Origin of the sequence: Kribbella sp. NPDC050459 (assembly GCF_040655315.1) — a bacterium.
Taxonomy (GTDB): domain Bacteria; phylum Actinomycetota; class Actinomycetes; order Propionibacteriales; family Kribbellaceae; genus Kribbella.
On sequence record NZ_JBFAJQ010000007.1, the window covers coordinates 181,223 to 198,853 of the forward strand.

17 protein-coding genes are annotated in these 17,631 nt (G+C 70.2%); 16 read left to right on the top strand and 1 reads right to left on the bottom strand.

Going from position 1 to position 17,631, the window contains the following annotated elements; translation table 11 throughout:
- The first annotated feature begins 62 nt into the window (after positions 1-62).
- The 9 genes from AB0I12_RS23700 (at position 63) to ftsZ (ending at position 11,854) form a co-directional block, all read left to right on the top strand.
- Positions 63-1,532 (top strand): UDP-N-acetylmuramoyl-L-alanyl-D-glutamate--2,6-diaminopimelate ligase, encoded by a 1,470-nt coding sequence (locus AB0I12_RS23700; RefSeq protein ID WP_359933781.1) that lies wholly within the window; start codon positions 63-65, stop codon positions 1,530-1,532.
- Complete coding sequence (gene murF, locus AB0I12_RS23705; RefSeq protein ID WP_359933425.1) at positions 1,529-2,920, top strand: UDP-N-acetylmuramoyl-tripeptide--D-alanyl-D-alanine ligase; 1,392 nt, start codon at positions 1,529-1,531, stop codon at positions 2,918-2,920. Before AB0I12_RS23700 ends, murF begins: the two co-directional genes overlap by 4 nt.
- On the top strand, positions 2,917-3,999 hold the full coding sequence (mraY, locus tag AB0I12_RS23710; RefSeq protein WP_355480101.1) for a phospho-N-acetylmuramoyl-pentapeptide-transferase: 1,083 nt from the start codon (positions 2,917-2,919) through the stop codon (positions 3,997-3,999). Before murF ends, mraY begins: the two co-directional genes overlap by 4 nt.
- 124 nt (positions 4,000-4,123) lie before the next feature.
- Entirely contained in the window at positions 4,124-5,551 is a 1,428-nt protein-coding gene (gene murD / locus AB0I12_RS23715; protein ID WP_359933783.1) for a UDP-N-acetylmuramoyl-L-alanine--D-glutamate ligase, read from the top strand.
- Between the two features lie 4 nt (positions 5,552-5,555).
- Positions 5,556-6,803: a putative lipid II flippase FtsW gene (gene ftsW, locus AB0I12_RS23720; protein ID WP_359933427.1), complete on the top strand. Its 1,248-nt coding sequence runs from the start codon at positions 5,556-5,558 to the stop codon at positions 6,801-6,803.
- Positions 6,804-6,825: 22 nt separating this feature from the next.
- Positions 6,826-7,914, top strand: coding sequence for an undecaprenyldiphospho-muramoylpentapeptide beta-N-acetylglucosaminyltransferase (gene murG / locus AB0I12_RS23725; protein WP_359933429.1), 1,089 nt, complete (start codon positions 6,826-6,828; stop codon positions 7,912-7,914).
- On the top strand, positions 7,911-9,371 hold the full coding sequence (gene murC, locus AB0I12_RS23730) for a UDP-N-acetylmuramate--L-alanine ligase (protein WP_359933431.1): 1,461 nt from the start codon (positions 7,911-7,913) through the stop codon (positions 9,369-9,371). Before murG ends, murC begins: the two co-directional genes overlap by 4 nt.
- Before the next feature lie 18 nt (positions 9,372-9,389).
- Positions 9,390-10,130 (top strand): FtsQ-type POTRA domain-containing protein, encoded by a 741-nt coding sequence (locus tag AB0I12_RS23735; RefSeq protein ID WP_359933433.1) that lies wholly within the window; start codon positions 9,390-9,392, stop codon positions 10,128-10,130.
- A gap of 101 nt (positions 10,131-10,231) precedes the next feature.
- Positions 10,232-11,854 carry a cell division protein FtsZ gene (ftsZ, locus tag AB0I12_RS23740; protein WP_359933435.1) on the top strand — a complete coding sequence of 541 codons (1,623 nt, stop codon included), beginning with the start codon at positions 10,232-10,234 and terminating at the stop codon, positions 11,852-11,854.
- Between the two features lie 54 nt (positions 11,855-11,908).
- Here the strand turns inward: ftsZ and AB0I12_RS23745 are convergent, their stop codons facing one another.
- On the bottom strand, positions 11,909-12,427 hold the full coding sequence (locus tag AB0I12_RS23745) for an ArsR family transcriptional regulator (RefSeq protein ID WP_359933437.1): 519 nt from the start codon (positions 12,425-12,427) through the stop codon (positions 11,909-11,911).
- A gap of 57 nt (positions 12,428-12,484) precedes the next feature.
- Between AB0I12_RS23745 and AB0I12_RS23750 the strand changes: the two genes are divergently transcribed.
- From AB0I12_RS23750 to AB0I12_RS23780, 7 genes are all read left to right on the top strand, one after another.
- Positions 12,485-13,468 carry a S41 family peptidase gene (locus AB0I12_RS23750; protein WP_359933439.1) on the top strand — a complete coding sequence of 328 codons (984 nt, stop codon included), beginning with the start codon at positions 12,485-12,487 and terminating at the stop codon, positions 13,466-13,468.
- A gap of 9 nt (positions 13,469-13,477) precedes the next feature.
- Entirely contained in the window at positions 13,478-14,209 is a 732-nt protein-coding gene (gene pgeF, locus AB0I12_RS23755; RefSeq protein ID WP_359933441.1) for a peptidoglycan editing factor PgeF, read from the top strand.
- Positions 14,206-14,919, top strand: a complete 714-nt coding sequence (locus tag AB0I12_RS23760) for a YggS family pyridoxal phosphate-dependent enzyme (protein WP_359933443.1) — start codon at positions 14,206-14,208, stop codon at positions 14,917-14,919. Before pgeF ends, AB0I12_RS23760 begins: the two co-directional genes overlap by 4 nt.
- Before the next feature lie 81 nt (positions 14,920-15,000).
- Complete coding sequence (gene sepF, locus AB0I12_RS23765; RefSeq protein ID WP_359933445.1) at positions 15,001-15,564, top strand: cell division protein SepF; 564 nt, start codon at positions 15,001-15,003, stop codon at positions 15,562-15,564.
- Between the two features lie 38 nt (positions 15,565-15,602).
- The gene (locus tag AB0I12_RS23770; RefSeq protein WP_130379857.1) at positions 15,603-15,908 is read left to right on the top strand and encodes a YggT family protein; all 306 of its coding nucleotides are present in this window, start codon (positions 15,603-15,605) and stop codon (positions 15,906-15,908) included.
- Positions 15,909-16,043: 135 nt separating this feature from the next.
- Positions 16,044-16,793, top strand: coding sequence for a DivIVA domain-containing protein (locus tag AB0I12_RS23775; protein ID WP_355480080.1), 750 nt, complete (start codon positions 16,044-16,046; stop codon positions 16,791-16,793).
- Between the two features lie 266 nt (positions 16,794-17,059).
- Positions 17,060-17,536, top strand: a complete 477-nt coding sequence (locus AB0I12_RS23780; protein WP_359933448.1) for a MarR family winged helix-turn-helix transcriptional regulator — start codon at positions 17,060-17,062, stop codon at positions 17,534-17,536.
- The last annotated feature ends 95 nt before the right edge of the window (positions 17,537-17,631 follow it).

Below are 17,631 nucleotides of genomic sequence, written 5' to 3' on the forward strand. Positions count from 1 at the left end.
GGCCCGTGTCCACCCCTACCGCCGCCGGCGGCGCGGTCGCAGCGATCAGGCCACGGCACGTCGTGCCGGTCAGCCTCGCCGACCTCGCGAACGTCGCCCGAACACAACCTCCGGCAGAGTCGCCGGTGGCAGTGACCGGCGTTTCCCTCGACTCGCGTTCCGTCCTTCCCGGCGACCTGTACGCCGCTTTGCCCGGTGCGGTCACGCACGGTGCGGAGTTCGTCGCACGCGCCCAGCAAGCGGGGGCGGTCGCCGTCCTGACCGACCCGGCCGGAGCGGACCGCGCCGCGGCCACGGGCCTTCCGGTGCTGGTCGTCGACAAGCCGCGCAGCGTGCTCGGAGCGGTCGCGTCCCGCGTGTACGGCGAGCCGACCAGCGCGCTCCGGCTGCTCGGTGTGACCGGCACGAACGGCAAGACCACCACCAGCTTCCTGCTCGACTCCGTGCTCCGGGAGCTCGGCCCGACGGCGCTCATCGGGACGATCCAGACCCGCATCGGCGACGAGGTCGTGAAGAGCGTCCGGACCACCCCGGAGGCCACCGACCTGCAGGCGCTGTTCGCGGTGATGCGCGAACAGGCCGTGGCGTGGTGCTCGATGGAGGTGTCGAGCCACGCGCTGGCGATGGGCCGCGTCGACGGCGCGCGCTACGCGGTCGCCGGGTTCCTCAACCTCACGCAGGACCATCTGGACTTCCACAAGACGTTCGAGGACTACTTCCAGGCGAAGGCCTCGTTGTTCACCCCGGAGCGGTGCGATGTCGCCGTGGTGACGATCGACGACGAGTACGGGCGCCGGCTCGCGGCGCAGACCGTCGTACCGACCGTCACCGTGTCGACGAAGGGCGATGCCGACTGGACCGTCGCGGGCCTGCACCGGTCGGAACACGGCGGCACGATGATCGACGTCCGGGGCCCCGGCGAGGCGTTCACGATCGAGATCGCCCTGCCCGGTGACTTCAACGTCGCCAACGCGCTGCTCGCGACCGCGATGCTGCGGCAGGTCGGCGTACCGGTCGAGACGATCGCGGCCGGGCTGCGGACGGCGAGTGTGCCGGGGCGGATGGAGACGTTCACCCGTGCGGACGGGCCGGCGGTGATCGTGGACTACGCGCACACGCCGGACGCGGTCGCGCTGGCGCTGCGGGCCGCCCGCGGCGCGACCAAGGGCCGGTTGTTCGCGGTCGTGGGCTGCGGCGGCGACCGGGACCCGTGGAAGCGGCCCGCGATGGGCGCCGAGGCCGCCCGGGCGGCGGACGTGGTGATCATCACCGACGACAACCCGCGCAGCGAGGACCCGGCGGCGATCCGCGCCGCCGCGCTGGCCGGCGCGCGGGACGCCGTACCGCAGGTGGACCTGCACGAGATCGGCGACCGGCGGCGGGCGATCGCGTCCGCGATCGAGTTGGCCGGCCCGGGCGACACCGTCGTCGTCCTCGGGAAAGGTCATGAGACAGGCCAGGACGTCGGCGGCGTGATCCACCCGTTCGACGACCGCGAAACCGTGCGTGAGTTGCTGGAGGCAGACCGGTGATCCCTGTCAGTTGCGGCGAGATCGCCGACGCCGTCCGCGGAGAGCTCGTGGGCGCCGAGCCCACGGCCGTCGTGGACGGCGCGGTGGTGATCGACTCCCGGGCGGCGGGACCGGGCGGCCTGTTCGTCGCCCTGCCCGGCGAACGCGTCGACGGCCACGACTTCGTCGGTACGGCGACCGCGGCCGGCGTCACCATCTCGCTCACCACCCGGCCGGTCGAGGGCAGCCCCTGCATCGTCGTCGACGACGCGCAGCGGGCGCTCGGCGACCTGGCCCGGTTCGTGATCGGCAAGCTGCCCGGCCTGACGGTGATCGCGCTGACCGGGTCCTCGGGCAAGACCAGCACCAAGGACCTGATCGGCCAGCTGATCAGCCCGTACGGCGAGACCGTGGTGCCGGAGGGCTCGTTCAACAACGAGATCGGGCACCCGCTGACCGCGCTGCAGGCGACCGCCGCGACCAAGTACCTGATCGCCGAGATGGGTGTCCGGAGCCTGGGCGACATCACCTACCTGACCGGGATCACGCCGCCGCAGGTCGGCCTGGTGCTGAACGTCGGCACCTCGCACATCGGCAAGCTCGGGTCCCAGGAGAACATCGCGCTCGCCAAGGGCGAGCTGATCGAGGCCGTCAGGCCGGGCGGCATCGCGATCCTGAACGCCGACGACCACCGGGTGGCCGCGATGCGGAGCCGGACGACCGAGCGGGTGCTGACCTTCGGCGAGGCGCCCGAGGCCGACGTCCGGGCCACGGACGTCAAGATCGACGGCGAGGGGCGGCCCGCGTTCACGCTGCACATCGGCGACTTCGGCGCGGACGTCGGGTTGCGGTTCATCGGCGAGCACTACGTGTCGAACGCGCTCGCCGCAGCTGCGGTCGGGGTCGCGATCGGTCTGACGCCGGAGCAGATCGCCGGCGGCCTGAACGCCGCCACCCGGGTGTCCGCGGCGCGGATGGAGCTCACCGAGCGGCCGGACGGCGTCACCGTCATCAACGACGCCTTCAACGCGAACCCGGAGTCGACCCGCGCGGCGCTGAAGTCGCTGGCCGCCATCGGCCGGTCCCGGGGCGCGCGGACCTGGGCGGTGCTCGGCGAGATGCTCGAGCTCGGCGACGTCTCCGCCGACGAGCACGACGCGATCGGCCGGCTGGCCGTCCGGCTGGACGTGAACCGGCTGGTCGTGGTCGGCGAGGGCGCGAAGCCGATCCACCTCGGCGCCTCGCTGGAAGGCTCGTGGGGCAACGAGTCCGTGTTCGTCGAGACCATCCCCGAGGCGCTGGAGTTGCTGCGCAAGGAGTTGCGCGCCGGTGACGTCGTGCTGGTGAAGTCCTCGAAGGCCGCCAAACTGCGCAGCCTCGCCGACGCCCTGCTGGAGGAACAGCAGTGATCTCGATCCTGTTCGGCGGCGCCGTCGCGATGGTGCTGACGCTGCTCGGCACCCGCTACGCGATCAAGTGGCTGGCCCGGCGCGGGTACGGCCAGGAGATCCGCGACGACGGCGTGAAGTCCCACCAGATCAAGCGCGGTACGCCGACCATGGGCGGCTTCGTCTTCATCATCGCGACCATCGTCGGGTACTTCGCGGCGAAGTTGTTCACGATGACGCCGCCGAGCGCCTCGGCGATCCTGGTGCTGTTCCTGTTCGCCGGGATGGGCGCGGTCGGGTTCCTGGACGACTTCATCAAGATCTTCCGGCAGCGCAGCCTCGGTCTGCGCAGCAAGGCGAAACTGGCCGGCCAGACGCTCGTCGCGGTGATCTTCGCGGTGCTCGCGCTGCAGTTCCCGGACGAGCGCGGCCAGCGGCCGGCGTCGCCGTTCATCTCGTTCATCCGCGACATCGGCTGGCTGGAGCTGCCGGCCATCCTGGTGATCATCTGGATCCTGCTGCTGATCGCCGGCATGTCGAACGGCGTGAACCTCGCCGACGGCCTGGACGGCCTGGCCACGGGCGCGTCGATGATGGTGTTCGGCGCCTACACACTGATCTGCATCTGGCAGTTCAACCAGAGCTGCGCGACCGCGCAGGGCGTCGGCGCGAAGTGTTACGAAGTCCGAGATCCGCACGATCTGGCGGTCGTCGCGGCATCCCTGACCGGTGCGCTGTTCGGCTTCCTGTGGTGGAACGCGTCGCCGGCGAAGATCTTCATGGGCGACACCGGTTCGCTGGGGCTCGGCGGCGCGCTGGCCGGCATGGCCGTGATGACCCGGACCGAGCTGCTGGTGCTGCTGCTCGGCGGCCTGTTCGTCGTCATCACCGCGTCGGTGATCCTGCAGGTCGGCTACTTCAAGATCACCAAACAGGCCACCGGCGTCGGTAAACGCCTGTTCCTGATCGCGCCGCTGCACCACCACTTCGAGATGCTCGGCTGGGAACAGGTGAACGTGGTGATCCGGTTCTGGATCATCCAGGGCCTGTGCGTCGTGATCGGACTCGGGGTCTTCTACGCGGAATGGGTGACCGGATGAGCTGTGTTGAATTGCCGCGACTCCGTCGCGGCGGGTCACGGGGCTTTGACTCCCGGTCTTCCCTCGTCGCTCTGGTCGCTTCGCTCCCGCCGCTCCTCAGTCCAGACCGGGAGGCCCCGTGACCATGGAAACACGCACGTCCGAGGGTTGGGCGACGACCCGGTTCGTGGTGCTCGGCTTCGGTACGGCGGGCTACGCCTGCGCCGACTCGCTGATCCAGGCCGGCGCCGAGCACCTCGTCGTCCTGGACGACCGCGACACCGAGGCGCTGCGCGAGAAGGCGCAGATCCTGGAGACGCTCGGAGCCACGATCACGCTCGGCCCGGGCAGCACGACCGAGCTGCCGAAGGACGTCGACGTGGTCGTCACGTCACCCGGCGTACCGCCGCACGCGCCGCTGCTCGCGCAGGCGGCCGAGCGGGACGTGCCGATCTGGAGCGAGATCGAGCTGGCCTGGCGGCTGCGCGACCCGGAGCACGCGGCGCCGTGGCTGTGCATCACCGGCACCAACGGCAAGACCACGACCGTGCAGATGCTGACCGCGATGCTGGAGGCGGCCGGCCACCGCGCCGTTGCCGCGGGCAACGTCGGGCTGCCGCTGCTGGAGGCGGTCATGGACCCCGAGCCGTACGACGTGATCGCGGTCGAGCTGTCCAGCTACCAGCTGCACTACACGCACTCGATGTCGGCGCACGCGGCCGCCGTCCTGAACATCGCACCGGACCATGTCGACTGGCACGGGTCGCTCGAGGCGTACGCGCAGGACAAGGGCCGGATCTACGAGAACTGCCAGGTCGCGTGCGTGTACAACGTCGCGGACCCCGCCACCGAGCACCTGGTCGAACAAGCCGACGTGATCGAGGGCTGCCGGGCGATTGGCTTCACCCTCGGTACGCCGGGACTGTCGATGCTCGGCCTGGTCGACGACCTGCTCGTCGACCGCGCGTTCGTGGAGCAGCGCAAGACGTCGGCGCTGGAGCTGGCCTCGATCGGCGACGTCACGCCGCCCGCGCCGCACAACGTCGCGAACGCGCTGGCGGCCGCCGCGCTGGCCCGCGCCTTCGGCGTCCCGGCGACCGCGATCCGTGACGGGCTGCGCGGGTTCCGGCCCGACAAGCACCGGATCGCACACGTCGCGGACGTTGCCGGGGTCAACTATGTCGACGACTCCAAGGCCACCAACCCGCACGCCGCGCAGGCGTCGCTGCTGGCCTACGAGCACGTGGTGTGGATCGCCGGCGGTCAGGCGAAGGGCGCGACGTTCGACGAGCTGGTGATCGCGGCGCGCAAGCGTTTGCGTGCGGTCGTCCTGCTCGGCCAGGACAAGGACGTGATCGCCCAAGCTCTCGAGCGACACGCACCGGATGTCCCGAGGATCGTCGTCGAGTCAACCGACACTGGTGCCATGGAGATCGTGGTGGGGGAGGCGGCGAAGCTCGCACAGGTGGGTGACACCGTGCTGCTCGCGCCCGGCTGCGCGTCCTGGGACATGTTCGCCAACTACGGAGCCCGCGGCGACGCCTTCGCCGAAGCCGTACGCCGACTGGGGTGATCGCGTGACGTCGATCGCGGATCAGCCGGACCAGAAGAAGCAGAGCGAGCGCCCGTGGATCGCGGCGATCAAGGAGGTCCTCGACCGCCCGCTGACGTCGTACCACATCGTGCTCGGGGCGACCGGCCTGCTGCTGGTGCTCGGCCTGATGATGGTGCTGTCGGCGTCCAGCGTGCTGTCGCTGCGCGCGAACGGGAACAGCTACACGATCTTCGTCCGGCAGCTGATCTGGGTCGGCGTCGGCCTCCCGATGGCGTACGTCGCCTCGCGGATGACGCCCCGGCACTTCCGCATGCTCGCGTACGTCGCGCTGCTCGGCTCCGTGTTCCTGCTGGTGCTCACCTACATCCCGGGTCTCGGCGTCGGGGTGAACGGCAACACCAACTGGCTGAACCTCGGCGGCCCGTTGCAGATCCAGCCGAGTGAGTTCGCCAAGCTCGCGATGGTGATGTGGTGTGCGGACCTGTATGCCCGCAAGGAGAAGCTGCTCACCCAGTGGAAGCACCTGCTGGTCCCGATGGTGCCGGTCTGCGGTCTGGTGATCGCGCTGGTCGTCGGGCAGCACGACCTCGGTACGGCGCTGGTGCTGATGGCGATCATGATCGGGCTGATCTGGGTGGTCGGCGCGCCGACCCGCCTGTTCGTCGCGACGATCGCGGTCGTCGGCACCATCGCGACGTACTTCGTGATGACGGCCCAGCACCGGCTCGACCGGGTCACGTCGTTCATGAACCCGTTCGGCGACGCCTCCGGGATCGGCTGGCAGGCGTACCACTCGTTCTACGCGCTCTCGACCGGCGGCTGGTGGGGCGTCGGGATCGGCAACAGCCGGCAGAAGTGGGGCAACCTGCCGGAGGCGCACACCGACTTCATCTTCTCGGTCATCGGTGAGGAGCTCGGCCTGGTCGGGTCGCTCACCGTGCTCGCCCTGTTCCTCACCCTGGCCTACGCCGGGGTGCGGATCGCGACCCGGAACACCGAGCCGTTCGTCCGCTACGCGGCGGCCGGGATCACCATCTGGATCATGGCGCAGACGCTGGTCAACCTCGGCGCCGTGATCGGACTGCTACCCATCGTGGGTATCCCGCTCCCGCTTTTGTCGTACGGTGGTTCCGCACTGCTGCCGACGCTGATCGCGATCGGCATGCTGCTGTCCTTCGCGAAGGCCGAGCCCGGCGCGCAGGCCGCCCTGAAAGAAACCCGGCGGCCGCGTTTCGGCTGGCTGCCTTCGCGACGTACGTCGTACCAGTGAACCCGCGGGAGCGTTGAAAGCTGTGCCCAGCATCGTTCTGGCCGGCGGCGGTAGCGCCGGCCACACCTCACCCCTGATCGCCACCGCAGACGCCCTGCGCCGGATCGACCCGACGGTCGAGATCCTCGCCCTCGGGACCGAGCGCGGCCTCGAGACCCGCGTGGTCCCCGAGGCCGGGTACCGGCTGGAGCTGATCCCGCCGGTGCCGTTGCCGCGCAAGCCCACGCCGGCGCTGTTCGCCGTCCCCGGGAAGATGCTGTCCTCGGTGAGCGCCGCCCGCCGGATCCTGGACGAGGCGAAGGCGGACGTTCTGGTCGGCTTCGGCGGCTACGTGTCCACCCCGGCGTACGTCGCCGCCTGGCGGCGGAAGACGCCGATCGTGGTGCACGAGGGCAACGCGGTCCCGGGGATCGCGAACAAGTTCGCCGCCCGGTACTGCACCGAGCACGTGAAGACGTCGTTCCCGGGCAGCGACCTGCCACACGCCGAGTACGTCGGCCTGCCGATCCGGCGGGCGATCTCGACGCTGGACCGGGCCGCGCTGCGCGCCGAGGCCCGGCGGTTCTTCGGCCTCGACCCGGACGCGCCGACGCTGTTCGTGACCGGCGGGTCACAGGGCGCACAACGCATCAACGAGGCCGTCTCCGGCGCCGCCGCGGACCTGGCCGCGGCCGGGATCCAGGTGCTGCACGCGATCGGCCCGAAGAACACCCTGGAGGTGCCGCCGACGGGCGGGTACCCGTACGTCGTGCTGAACTACGTCGACCGGATGGACCTCGCCTACGCCGCTGCGGATCTGGTGGTGTGCCGCTCGGGTGCGAACACTGTCACCGAGGTGTCCGGTGTCGGCCTGCCCGCGATCTACGTTCCGCTGCCGATCGGTAACGGTGAGCAGCGGCTGAACGCGAAGCCGGTCGTCGACGTAGGGGGTGGTGTGTTGATCGACAACGCCGAGTTGACCGCGGACTGGGTGCGCGCGAACGTGCCGCAACTTCTGCTCGACCGCGAGCGTCTGACAGCCATGTCCACAGCTGCGACCGGTGTCATCCGGACCGACGCCGACGACCGATTGGCGCGGATCATCCTCGATGTGGTGGGGTCTGCTTCGTGATCGTCACCGCTCCTGACACGCTGTTACCGGCCGAGAAGCTGGGCAGGGTGCACTTCGTCGGTATCGGCGGCGCCGGCATGTCCGGGATCGCCCGGATCATGGCCTCCCGCGGGATCGAGGTGTCCGGGTCGGACGCCAAGGACGGCAAGGTGCTGGCCGCGCTCCGGGCGCTCGGCGCGACCTGCTGGGTCGGCCACGCCGCCGAGCACGTGAAGGACGCCGACACCGTGGTGGTGTCGACCGCGATCCGCGAGACCAACCCCGAGGTGGTCGCCGCCCGCGCGGCCGGGATCCCGATCCTGCCGCGGGCCGCCGCGCTCGCCTCGGTGATGGTCGGCCGCCGGACGCTGGCGGTGGCCGGCACGCACGGCAAGACCACCACCACGTCGATGCTCACGGTCGCGCTGCAGCACTGCGCCGCCGACCCGTCGTACGCGATCGGCGGCAACCTGAACGAGTCCGGGTCGAACGCGCACGACGGCACCGGCGACCTGTTCGTCGCCGAGGCGGACGAGTCGGACAAGTCGTTCCTGACCTACTCGCCCGAGGTGTCGATCGTCACGTCGGTCGAGCCGGACCACCTGGACAACTACGGCGACGAGGCCAGCTACCGGCAGGCCTTCGAGGACTTCGTCGGCCGGGTGCTGCCCAGCGGGTTCATGGTGATCTGCCAGGACGACACGGGCGCCCGGCGGTTGGCGTCGTTCGCGCGCGACCGCGGGATCGACGTCCGGACGTACGGCGAGGCCGACGACGCGGACCTGCACGTCACCGAGATCACCGCGACCGGGGCGACGCAGTCGTTCGTGCCGGTGTACCGCGGCCGCAAGCTGCCGGTCGTCCGGCTGCAGCAGGCGGGCAAGCACAACGCGCTGAACGCGTCGGCGGCGCTGACCGTCGGGCTCGGGCTCGGGTTCTCCGCGGCCGACCTGGCCGAGGGCCTGGCGTCGTTCACCGGCACCGGGCGGCGGTTCGAGTTCAAGGGTCTCGAGGACGGCGTCCGGGTCTTCGACTCGTACGCGCACCACCCGACCGAGCTGGCCGTCGACCTGACCGCGGCCCGCCAGGTGGCGGGGGAGGGGCGCGTCGTCGCGTGCTTCCAGCCGCACCTGTTCAGCCGGACCCGGATCTTCGCGACCCAGTTCTCCGACGCGCTGGCCCTGGCCGACGAGGTCGTGGTGATGGACGTGTTCGCGGCCCGGGAGGACCCGGAGCCCGGCGTCACCGGCGCGCTGATCGCCAACCACGTGCCGCTGAAGCCCGAGCAGGTCCGGTTCGAGCCGTCGTGGTCAGCCGTACCGCAGCTGGTCGCGGATCTCGCCGAGCCGGGCGACCTGGTGGTCACGCTGGGCGCGGGCGACGTGACGCTGATCGGCCCGGAAGTCGTTGGTTTGCTGGCCGAACGTGCTGCCACCCGCGAGTCTGCGCAGGAGACCCCCGAGCCTGTGGTGAAGTAAAAGCGTGGGGTACGTCGAATGAGCCAGAGCGTCGATCTCGCTCGGGCACAGCAGCGGTTCGCGCGCCGGCAACGGCTGGTGCGGTGGCGCAGCTGGTTGCCGTGGGCGGTCGGCGGCGGACTGGTCGTGCTGGCCGGTCTGGTCGTCTGGCTGTTCTACTTCTCCACCGCGTTCGCGGTCTCCGGGGTCCGGATCAGCGGCGCCGACACGGTGCCGGTGGCAACGATCGAGCAGGTCGCGGCCGCGCCGATCGGGACCCCGCTGGCGAAGGTCGACCTGCGATCGATCGCGGAGCGGGTGCGCACCGTCCCGGCCGTCGCGGACGCGCAGGTGACCCGGGCGTGGCCGCGCAAGATCGTGATCGTGGTCACCGAACGGGTTCCGGTCGTGGTGGTCACCGACGGCTCGCGGTACGAGCTGGTGGACGCGACCGGGACGTCGTACCGGACGGTGCCGGACCGGCCGGCCGGACTGCCGGAGGCGAAGGTGACCGGTGCGCGGCGCGACGTCACGATCCACTCGGTGGTGACGGTCTCGGCCGCGCTGCCGGACACGTTGCGGGCGCAGGTGGGGTCGATCTCGGCAGCGTCGCCGGACTCGATCACCCTCAACCTCAGCTCCGGCGTGAAGGTCGTTTGGGGTAGTTCCGATGACAGCGAGCGCAAGGCCGGGGTACTGAGCGTGCTGATGAAGCGCGAGGCGAAGGTGTACGACGTCTCGGCGCCCGATCTCCCTGTCACCAAAGGCGAAAAGCGGTGACGGGTCACATCGGCACCGTGCGGCGAGGCGCGTGGATTTTGGCGCGAAGCGTCCCGTATCGTGCGGCGTAATCTAAAGTTGACATAAGTCTAAGCATCCACTTGAGGTTCAGTCTTTTCGCTGGACAACGGGAAAGCAACGAGGCGAGAGGCGCGGACGTGGCGGCACCGCAGAACTACCTGGCACTCATCAAGGTCGTCGGCATCGGCGGAGGCGGCGTGAACGCCGTCAACCGGATGATCGAGCACGGTCTGAAGGGCGTTGAGTTCATCGCCATCAACACCGACGCACAGGCGTTGCTGATGAGCGACGCGGACGTCAAGCTCGACATCGGCCGCGAGGAGACCCGCGGCCTGGGCGCCGGTGCGAACCCGGCGATCGGGCAGAAGGCCGCGGAGGACCACGCGGAGGAGATCGAGGAGGCGCTGAAGGGCGCCGACATGGTCTTCGTCACCGCCGGCGAGGGCGGCGGCACCGGCACCGGCGGCGCGCCAGTGGTGGCGCGGATCGCCCGGTCGCTCGGCGCGCTGACCATCGGTGTGGTGACCCGGCCGTTCTCGTTCGAGGGCAAGCGCCGCGCGACCCAGGCCGAGGACGGCATCAGCACCCTCCGCGAGGAGGTGGACACGCTGATCGTGATCCCGAACGACCGGCTGCTGACCATCTCCGACCGCGCCGTGTCCGTGCTGGACGCGTTCAAGCAGGCCGACCAGGTGCTGCTGCAGGGCGTCTCCGGTATCACCGACCTGATCACCACGCCCGGTCTGATCAACGTGGACTTCGCCGACGTCAAGGCGGTCATGTCGAACGCCGGCTCGGCGCTGATGGGCATCGGCTCGTCGCGCGGCGAGGACCGCGCGGTCGCGGCCGCCGAGGCGGCCATCTCGTCACCGTTGCTGGAGGCAAGTATCGAGGGCGCGCACGGCGTCCTGCTGTCGATCGCGGGCGGGTCCGACCTCGGCCTGTTCGAGATCAACGAGGCGGCGCAACTGGTGTCGGAGTCCGCGCACTCGGACGCGAACATCATCTTCGGCGCGGTCATCGACGACGCCCTCGGCGACGAGGTGCGGGTCACGGTGATCGCGGCCGGCTTCGACGGCGGGATGCCGAAGCGCCGCGAACAGGCCATGAACCAGGCCAGACCGCAGTCCACCCGCCCGACCTACTCGGCGCCGATGTCCGGCGGCTCGACCCCACCGGCCCAGCAGGCAGGCCAGCAAGCGGGCCAGCCCACCACGCCACCGCCGGCCACCAGCCAGCCGCCGGCGGGCCAGCCTGTGACGAGCCAGCCCACTGCGGGTCAGCCCGGCGCGAGCCAGTTCGGCACCGGTCAGTCCGGCGCGGGACAGCCGGGCGCGGGACAGGCAGGGGCCGGCCAGCCGACCGGAGGCCAGCCCTCCCAGGCAGCCCCGACCCAGCCTTCTCCGGCGTCACCAGCACCCCAGGGCCAGCAGCAGGCTCCGGCGCCTTCGTCCGCCCCGGCAGACGAAACGATCCCGGTCCCGGCCCCGACCGAACCGCGCGTGGGTACGACGAACTCGGCCCGCCCCGTGCAGAACGGTCAGCAGTCCGCCCAGCCGGCCCCGCACACCCCGGCCTCGCCGTCGACCCAGCACTCCTGGCCGACGCACGGCCCCAGCAGCTCCACGAGCGGCGCCGCTACCCCCAAGCCGAAGAAGCCCGAGCCCGAGGAAGACCTCGACATCCCGGACTTCCTCAAGTAGGACGCCGCACCACCCGAGCGCCCACCAGCCATCGCGATGACGGCCGGTGGGCGCTCACTGTTTGCCGGCCGACGGCTGCCGCGGCCGGTACACCGACACGACGACGCCGTACCGCGACTCACCCGCACCGGCGTCCTCGAGCTCACCGACCATCCGGTCCAGCGTCGCAGCGAGCTCCGCGGCCTGCTCGGCGGTCAGCCGCAGGTTCCGCACGGTGAACGCCGGGACGTCATCGGCCGTCTCCAGCTCGGCCGCGACCGCCTGCAGCGACACGGCATGGTTCGCCCGGGCGCCTTCACCGACGAAGTCGAACCGTCGCACGGAACGCCGGTAGTACTGCTCGGTCCCGCCGCGCACCTGCCGGGTCTCGGCGACGTGCACCATCCCGGCGTCACGCAGCACCCCCAGATGGTGGGCGACGTTGCCCTTCGCCGTGCCCAGCGCCGCGGCGAGCTGGCTGATCGTAGCCGCATCCTGCCCGAGCGCGAACAGCAGACGGTGCCGCAAGGGGTGCCCGAGAGCCTTGAACTGCGCGGCCGTCGACACCTCCAGGTGGTCGGAGATCTCGCTCATGACGAAAGCGTCGAAGATTGTTGACGCTTTGTCAAACCCCGTGCTTCACTCCTGCTCATGCGAACCGAAGAGATCAGGGCAGTGCTGGACCGGCTGGGCGCGTTGGTCGCCCTGCACTACGTCTTTCCCGAGACCGGCCGCGAGATCGCGGACCGGCTCGCCGCGGCGACCGCCGAAGGGCGCTACGACGCGTTCGAGGCGCCGGAGGAGCTCGCGCAGCGCGTTACCGCCGACCTGCAGATCGGCAACCAGGACAAGCATCTGCGGCTCAAGTACCACCGCGACGGGCTGCCGGACGAGACGGACCCGGTGGCGGAGGAAGCGCACTGGCGCCGCAGGGCAGAGCTCGACGCCGGCGGGATGGCCCGGGTCGAGCGGCTGAACGGCAACATCGGCCTGCTGGAGATCCGGCCGTTGCTGTATCCGCCCGAGCACGCCGCCCCGGTGATCACGGCGGCGATGACGCTGCTCGCGTCGACCGACGCGCTGGTGATCGATCTGCGCCGCTGCGTGGGCGGGTCGCCCGACCAGGTCGCCTTCGTCTGCAGCTATCTCCTCGCGTCCGGCGAGCCGATCCATCTGCAGGATCTGCTCACGCCGGCCGACGGAACGATCCGGCAGTTCTGGACCGCGCCGTACGTGCCGGGTCCGCGCTACGACGGCAGCAAGCCGATCTGGGTGCTCACCAGCTCGGCGACCTTCTCCGGCGGCGAGGAGCTGGCGTACAACCTGCAGCAGTTCGGGCGCGCGGTCGTCGTCGGTGAGCGGACGGGTGGCGGCGCGCATGCCCGTCGTGGATTCAAGCTGCACGAGCAGCTCGAGGCGACGGTGCCGGTGGTGCGCTCGGTGAACGCGGTGTCGGGGACCAACTGGGAAGGCACCGGCATCACGCCCGACGTCGACGTGCCCGCGGACCTGGCCCTGACCGAGGCTTACCGGCGGGCGGCCGAGCACGTGATCGGGCTGCCGGCGGACAACGCGCGCAACGGTGTGACCGACGAGGCGCGGACGGTGCTGAGTCCGGCGGTCGCCGCTGGGTAATCTTCAGTCGTGTTCGGCTACGACGAGGAACTCTCCGCCGCCCGGGTCGCCTTCACCGATCGTTTCGGTGGCGCCAGCCAACCGCCGTACGGCGAACTGAACCTGGGCAGCGCCTCGGGTCCGGACGTCGAGGGCGTCACTGCCAACTTCCGGCTGGTCGCGGCGGAGTTCGGCGTGCCGGCGAACAACGTCGTGCGGGTCAGCCAGGTGCATGGCCGTGACGTCCATGTCGTCGGACCGGACGACGAGCTGCCGATCCAGCCGATGCCGCGGGCCGACGGGCTCGTCACCACCCGCTCCGACGTCGTCCTGGCGGTCCGTGCCGCCGACTGTCTGCCGGTGCTGCTGTCCGGCGGCGGCGTGATCGGCGCCGCGCACTCCGGCCGCAAGGGCATGTACGTCGGCATCGTCCCGGCGACCGTCGACGCGATGCGGGAGCTCGGTGCGTCGCGGATCACCGCCGTGCTCGGGCCGTACGCGTGCGGCAACTGCTACGAGGTCCCCGAGGAGATGCGCGCCGAGGTCGCGGAGCGGGTGCCGGCGTCGTACTCGGAGACGAGCTGGGGGACGCCCGCGATCGACGTCGCCGCCGGCGTCCAGGCGCAGCTCGCCGAGCTCGGCGTCGAGGTGATCGACGCGACCGCGTGCACGATCGAATCCCCGAACCTGTACTCGTACCGCCGCGAAGGTCCGGAGAGCGGGCGGATGGCGGGACTGATCCGGAAGCGGGTCACGCCGTGAGCACTCGCGCCGACGAACTCCGGGCGAACCTGGAGCAGGTGCAGGAGCGGATCGAGAAGGCCTGTCAGGCGGCCGGGAGAGGCCGGGACGAGGTCACCCTCGTGGCGATCACCAAAACCTTCCCCATCAGCGACGTACGGGCGCTCGCGGCCCTCGGGGTGACCGACGTCGGGGAGAACCGTGAGCAGGAGCTGAAGGCGAAGGCACCGGACTGCCCGGACCTCAGCTGGCACTTCGTTGGTCAGCTGCAGTCCAAGAAGGCCCGGTCGGTCGTGCGCTACGCGTCGGTCGTGCACTCGGTCGACCGTGATTCGCTCGCCGACGCGCTGTCGAAGGCGGCCGTCGCGGAAGCGAAGACGGTGCGTTGCCTGATCCAGGTGAGCCTCGCGGCGTACGGCTCCGCGGACGCGGCGAGCGGTGCGATCCGCGGCGGCGTCGAGCCGTCCGCCGTGCCGGCGCTGGCCACTCGGATCGCGGCGGCGGAGGGTCTCGAGCTCGGGGGAGTGATGGCGGTCGCGCCGCTCGGATCGGACCCGGACGAAGCCTTCGCCGGGCTGCGTGACGTAGCCTCGCGACTACGCTCCGAACACCCCGGCGCGGACTGGATCTCGGCCGGGATGACCGGCGATCTGGAGGCCGCGATCAAGCACGGTGCGACACACGTCCGGCTCGGGCGCGCATTACTCGGTACGCGCACTCCGCTGGGTTAGTGTCGATAGCGAGCGGGTTTTGCTTCCTGCTCACTGTTGTCGTCGAGTTGCCGTTGAACCGGATCGAGGTGCTGGAGGGCCATGAGCGGCGCGCTGCGCAAGATGGGTGTGTACCTCGGCTTGGTCGAAGACGGGGAGCGTTACAACGCCCGCTACGACGACACGTACGACGACGAGTACGACGACGAGTACGACGAAGCCGTCGACGGGGACTCCCACGAAGCCGAGCCGGCGCCCGCCGGCCGGGAGAGCCGCGAGCCGCGTGACCATCGCGAGGAGCGCCAGGACCGCACGGACCTGGGCGGCGCCACGGTCAGCAAGTTCCCAGACCGGCGCGGGGTCGCGCCGTCCCCGGAGGTTACCGAGTTGGCCCGCATCACCACCGTGCACCCGCGCAGCTACAACGAGGCGCGCGTCATCGGTGAGCACTTCCGCGACGGGACGCCCGTCATCATGAACCTGACCGAGATGGACCACGCCGACGCCAAGCGGCTGGTGGACTTCGCGGCCGGCCTGATCTTCTGCTGCCGGGGCTCGATCGAGCGGATCACCACCAAGGTGTTCCTGGTCTGCCCGCCGAACGTGACGGTGGCCGCGGAGGAGAAGGAAAAGATCGCTGCGGACGGGTTCTACAACCAGAGCTGAAGCCGGCGCTTCCGCCGTCTTCTACACTCGTTGTCGACATGGATGCTCTAGCGCTCGTCCTCATCGTTCTCTACTGGGTTCTGCTCGCCTTCTTCCTGGTGCTGGTGGCGCGGTTCGTACTCAGCCTGATCGTCATGTTCGCTCCGCAGTGGCACCCCAAGGGTCCGCTGCTGCTGTTCTTCGAGCTGATCTACTCGATCACCGATCCGTTCCTGAAGCCGCTGCGGCGGATCCTGCCCCCGATCGGGGCCGGTGGTATCCGGATCGACCTGTCGATGCTGATGCTGTTCGTCATGGTGTCGGTGGCGATGGCGATCAACTCGACGGCCCTTCGGTCGTTGTGAGGGTGAGGACCGCGAAGACCGGGTAGGTAGAGCCCGGATTCCGTCATAAGACAACGAAGCGATAACGTGATCTACTGAGTCGCCAAGGCGAGGGCCACGGGGACTCCGCCAAGACACAGACAAACGAGGTGAAAGATGCCGCTGACGCCGGATGACGTCCGCTCGAAGCAATTCACGCCCGTCCGACTACGGGAGGGCTACGACGTCACAGAGGTCGACTCCTTCCTCGACGAGGTGGAGGCCGAGCTCGAGCGCCTCCTCGCCGAGAACGAGGAGCTGCGGGCCAAGCTCGCGGCGGCTCAGCGTGCCGGTGCCGACCAGCAGCGGCCGGTCGACCAGACCGCCGCGCTGCCGCCCGTCGTGCAGCAGCCGAAGCCCCCGGTCGTGGTCGAGAAGCCCGAGGAGCCCAAGCCGCCGGTGGCGGTTCCGGGTGCGGCCGCTGCGGCCGGCACGGTCGGCGACGCCTCCAGCTCCGCGGTGCGGCTGCTGGAGATGGCCACCAAGCACTCCGACGACCTGGTCCAGGAGGCGAAGGACACCGCCGACAAGATCATCGGCGAGGCCCGCGCCAAGGCGGAGCGGCTGGAGAACGAGGCTCGCGGCAAGGCCGACCGGATGACCGGTGAGGCCCGCGCCCGCGCCGAGAAGCTCGACGGCGAGATCGCCGAGCGCCGCGCGCAGATGCTCGGCACCCTGGAGAAGCAGAAGGGTCAGCTCGAGCGCACGATCGACGACCTGCACGCCTACGAGCGTGAGTACCGCAGCCGCCTGAAGACCTACTTCACCGAGCAGCTGAAGGCGCTCGGCAACGGCGACGACACGCTCAGCCCGCGCAACGGCTTCCGGCCGGAGGCGCGTGCGCAGGCGCACGGTCACGGCGTCTGACAGACCTGATCGAAGAGGCGGTGCTTTCCGGCGGCACCGCCTCTTCGCCATGTCTGGCCACTTTTGACACAGGGTCTCCCGGTAGTGACAGGGAGTCAGGGCCAGGCAGCAGCAACCTTCCGGCCGCTGAGCGTCTCGACATCAGCAAGCCGCAGCCGGTACGGCGCCGGCCGTAGGAGTGAGGGTGATTCCCCGGAGGGACCGTCGGGGAACACACTCCACCGGGCTCCCGGCCGATGCACAACCAAGGTTTTATATTCCGTGGCATGGAGTTCGATCCTGCCGCTGCCGATCTGTCCCTGGCCTCGCTGTTCGCCGGCTGGGCGCTGGCCGACGAGTTGCAGCGCCGGCTCGCGGCCGAGGGTTTCGAGGACTCACGCTTCTCCGACGGTGTGGTGTTCCAGCATCTGGTCGCCGGGCCGGTGACGATCAGCACACTCGCGGAGCAGCTGGGTGTCACCCAGCAGGCCGCCTCGAAGACGGTTGCCGACCTATGGATCCGTCGCTACGTCAACCGCCGGCCGGACCCGTCGGATGCGCGGGCACGCCAGGTCGTGCTCACGGACCGCGGCGAGGCCATCATCGCCGCGGCCCGCAAACACCGCGCAGCCATCGACGCCGAGCTGCGAAAGGCGCTCGGCGACGACGCAGTCGAGCAGACGCGACTGCTGCTGGTCGACGTCATCGCCCAACTCGGCCCAACCCCGTCCCTCCGCGCCGGCGCCGTCCGCCCACCCGTTTAAGAGGTTCACCTCTCCGCGTGCCCCTTCATCACCCGCATGCTGGCGGTGAAGGGGCAGTTTGGGAGGTGAACCTGTCAAACGCACGGAGGCGCGGA

Coding starts and splice junctions, on each gene's coding strand:
- AB0I12_RS23775 (WP_355480080.1), top strand. CDS start 16,044: ATGCCGCTGACGCCGGATGACGTCCGCTCGAAGCAATTCACGCCCGTC.
- murD (WP_359933783.1), top strand. CDS start 4,124: ATGGAAACACGCACGTCCGAGGGTTGGGCGACGACCCGGTTCGTGGTG.
- AB0I12_RS23735 (WP_359933433.1), top strand. CDS start 9,390: ATGAGCCAGAGCGTCGATCTCGCTCGGGCACAGCAGCGGTTCGCGCGC.
- AB0I12_RS23770 (WP_130379857.1), top strand. CDS start 15,603: ATGGATGCTCTAGCGCTCGTCCTCATCGTTCTCTACTGGGTTCTGCTC.
- sepF (WP_359933445.1), top strand. CDS start 15,001: ATGAGCGGCGCGCTGCGCAAGATGGGTGTGTACCTCGGCTTGGTCGAA.
- AB0I12_RS23780 (WP_359933448.1), top strand. CDS start 17,060: ATGGAGTTCGATCCTGCCGCTGCCGATCTGTCCCTGGCCTCGCTGTTC.
- AB0I12_RS23745 (WP_359933437.1), bottom strand. CDS start 12,427: ATGAGCGAGATCTCCGACCACCTGGAGGTGTCGACGGCCGCGCAGTTC.
- AB0I12_RS23750 (WP_359933439.1), top strand. CDS start 12,485: ATGCGAACCGAAGAGATCAGGGCAGTGCTGGACCGGCTGGGCGCGTTG.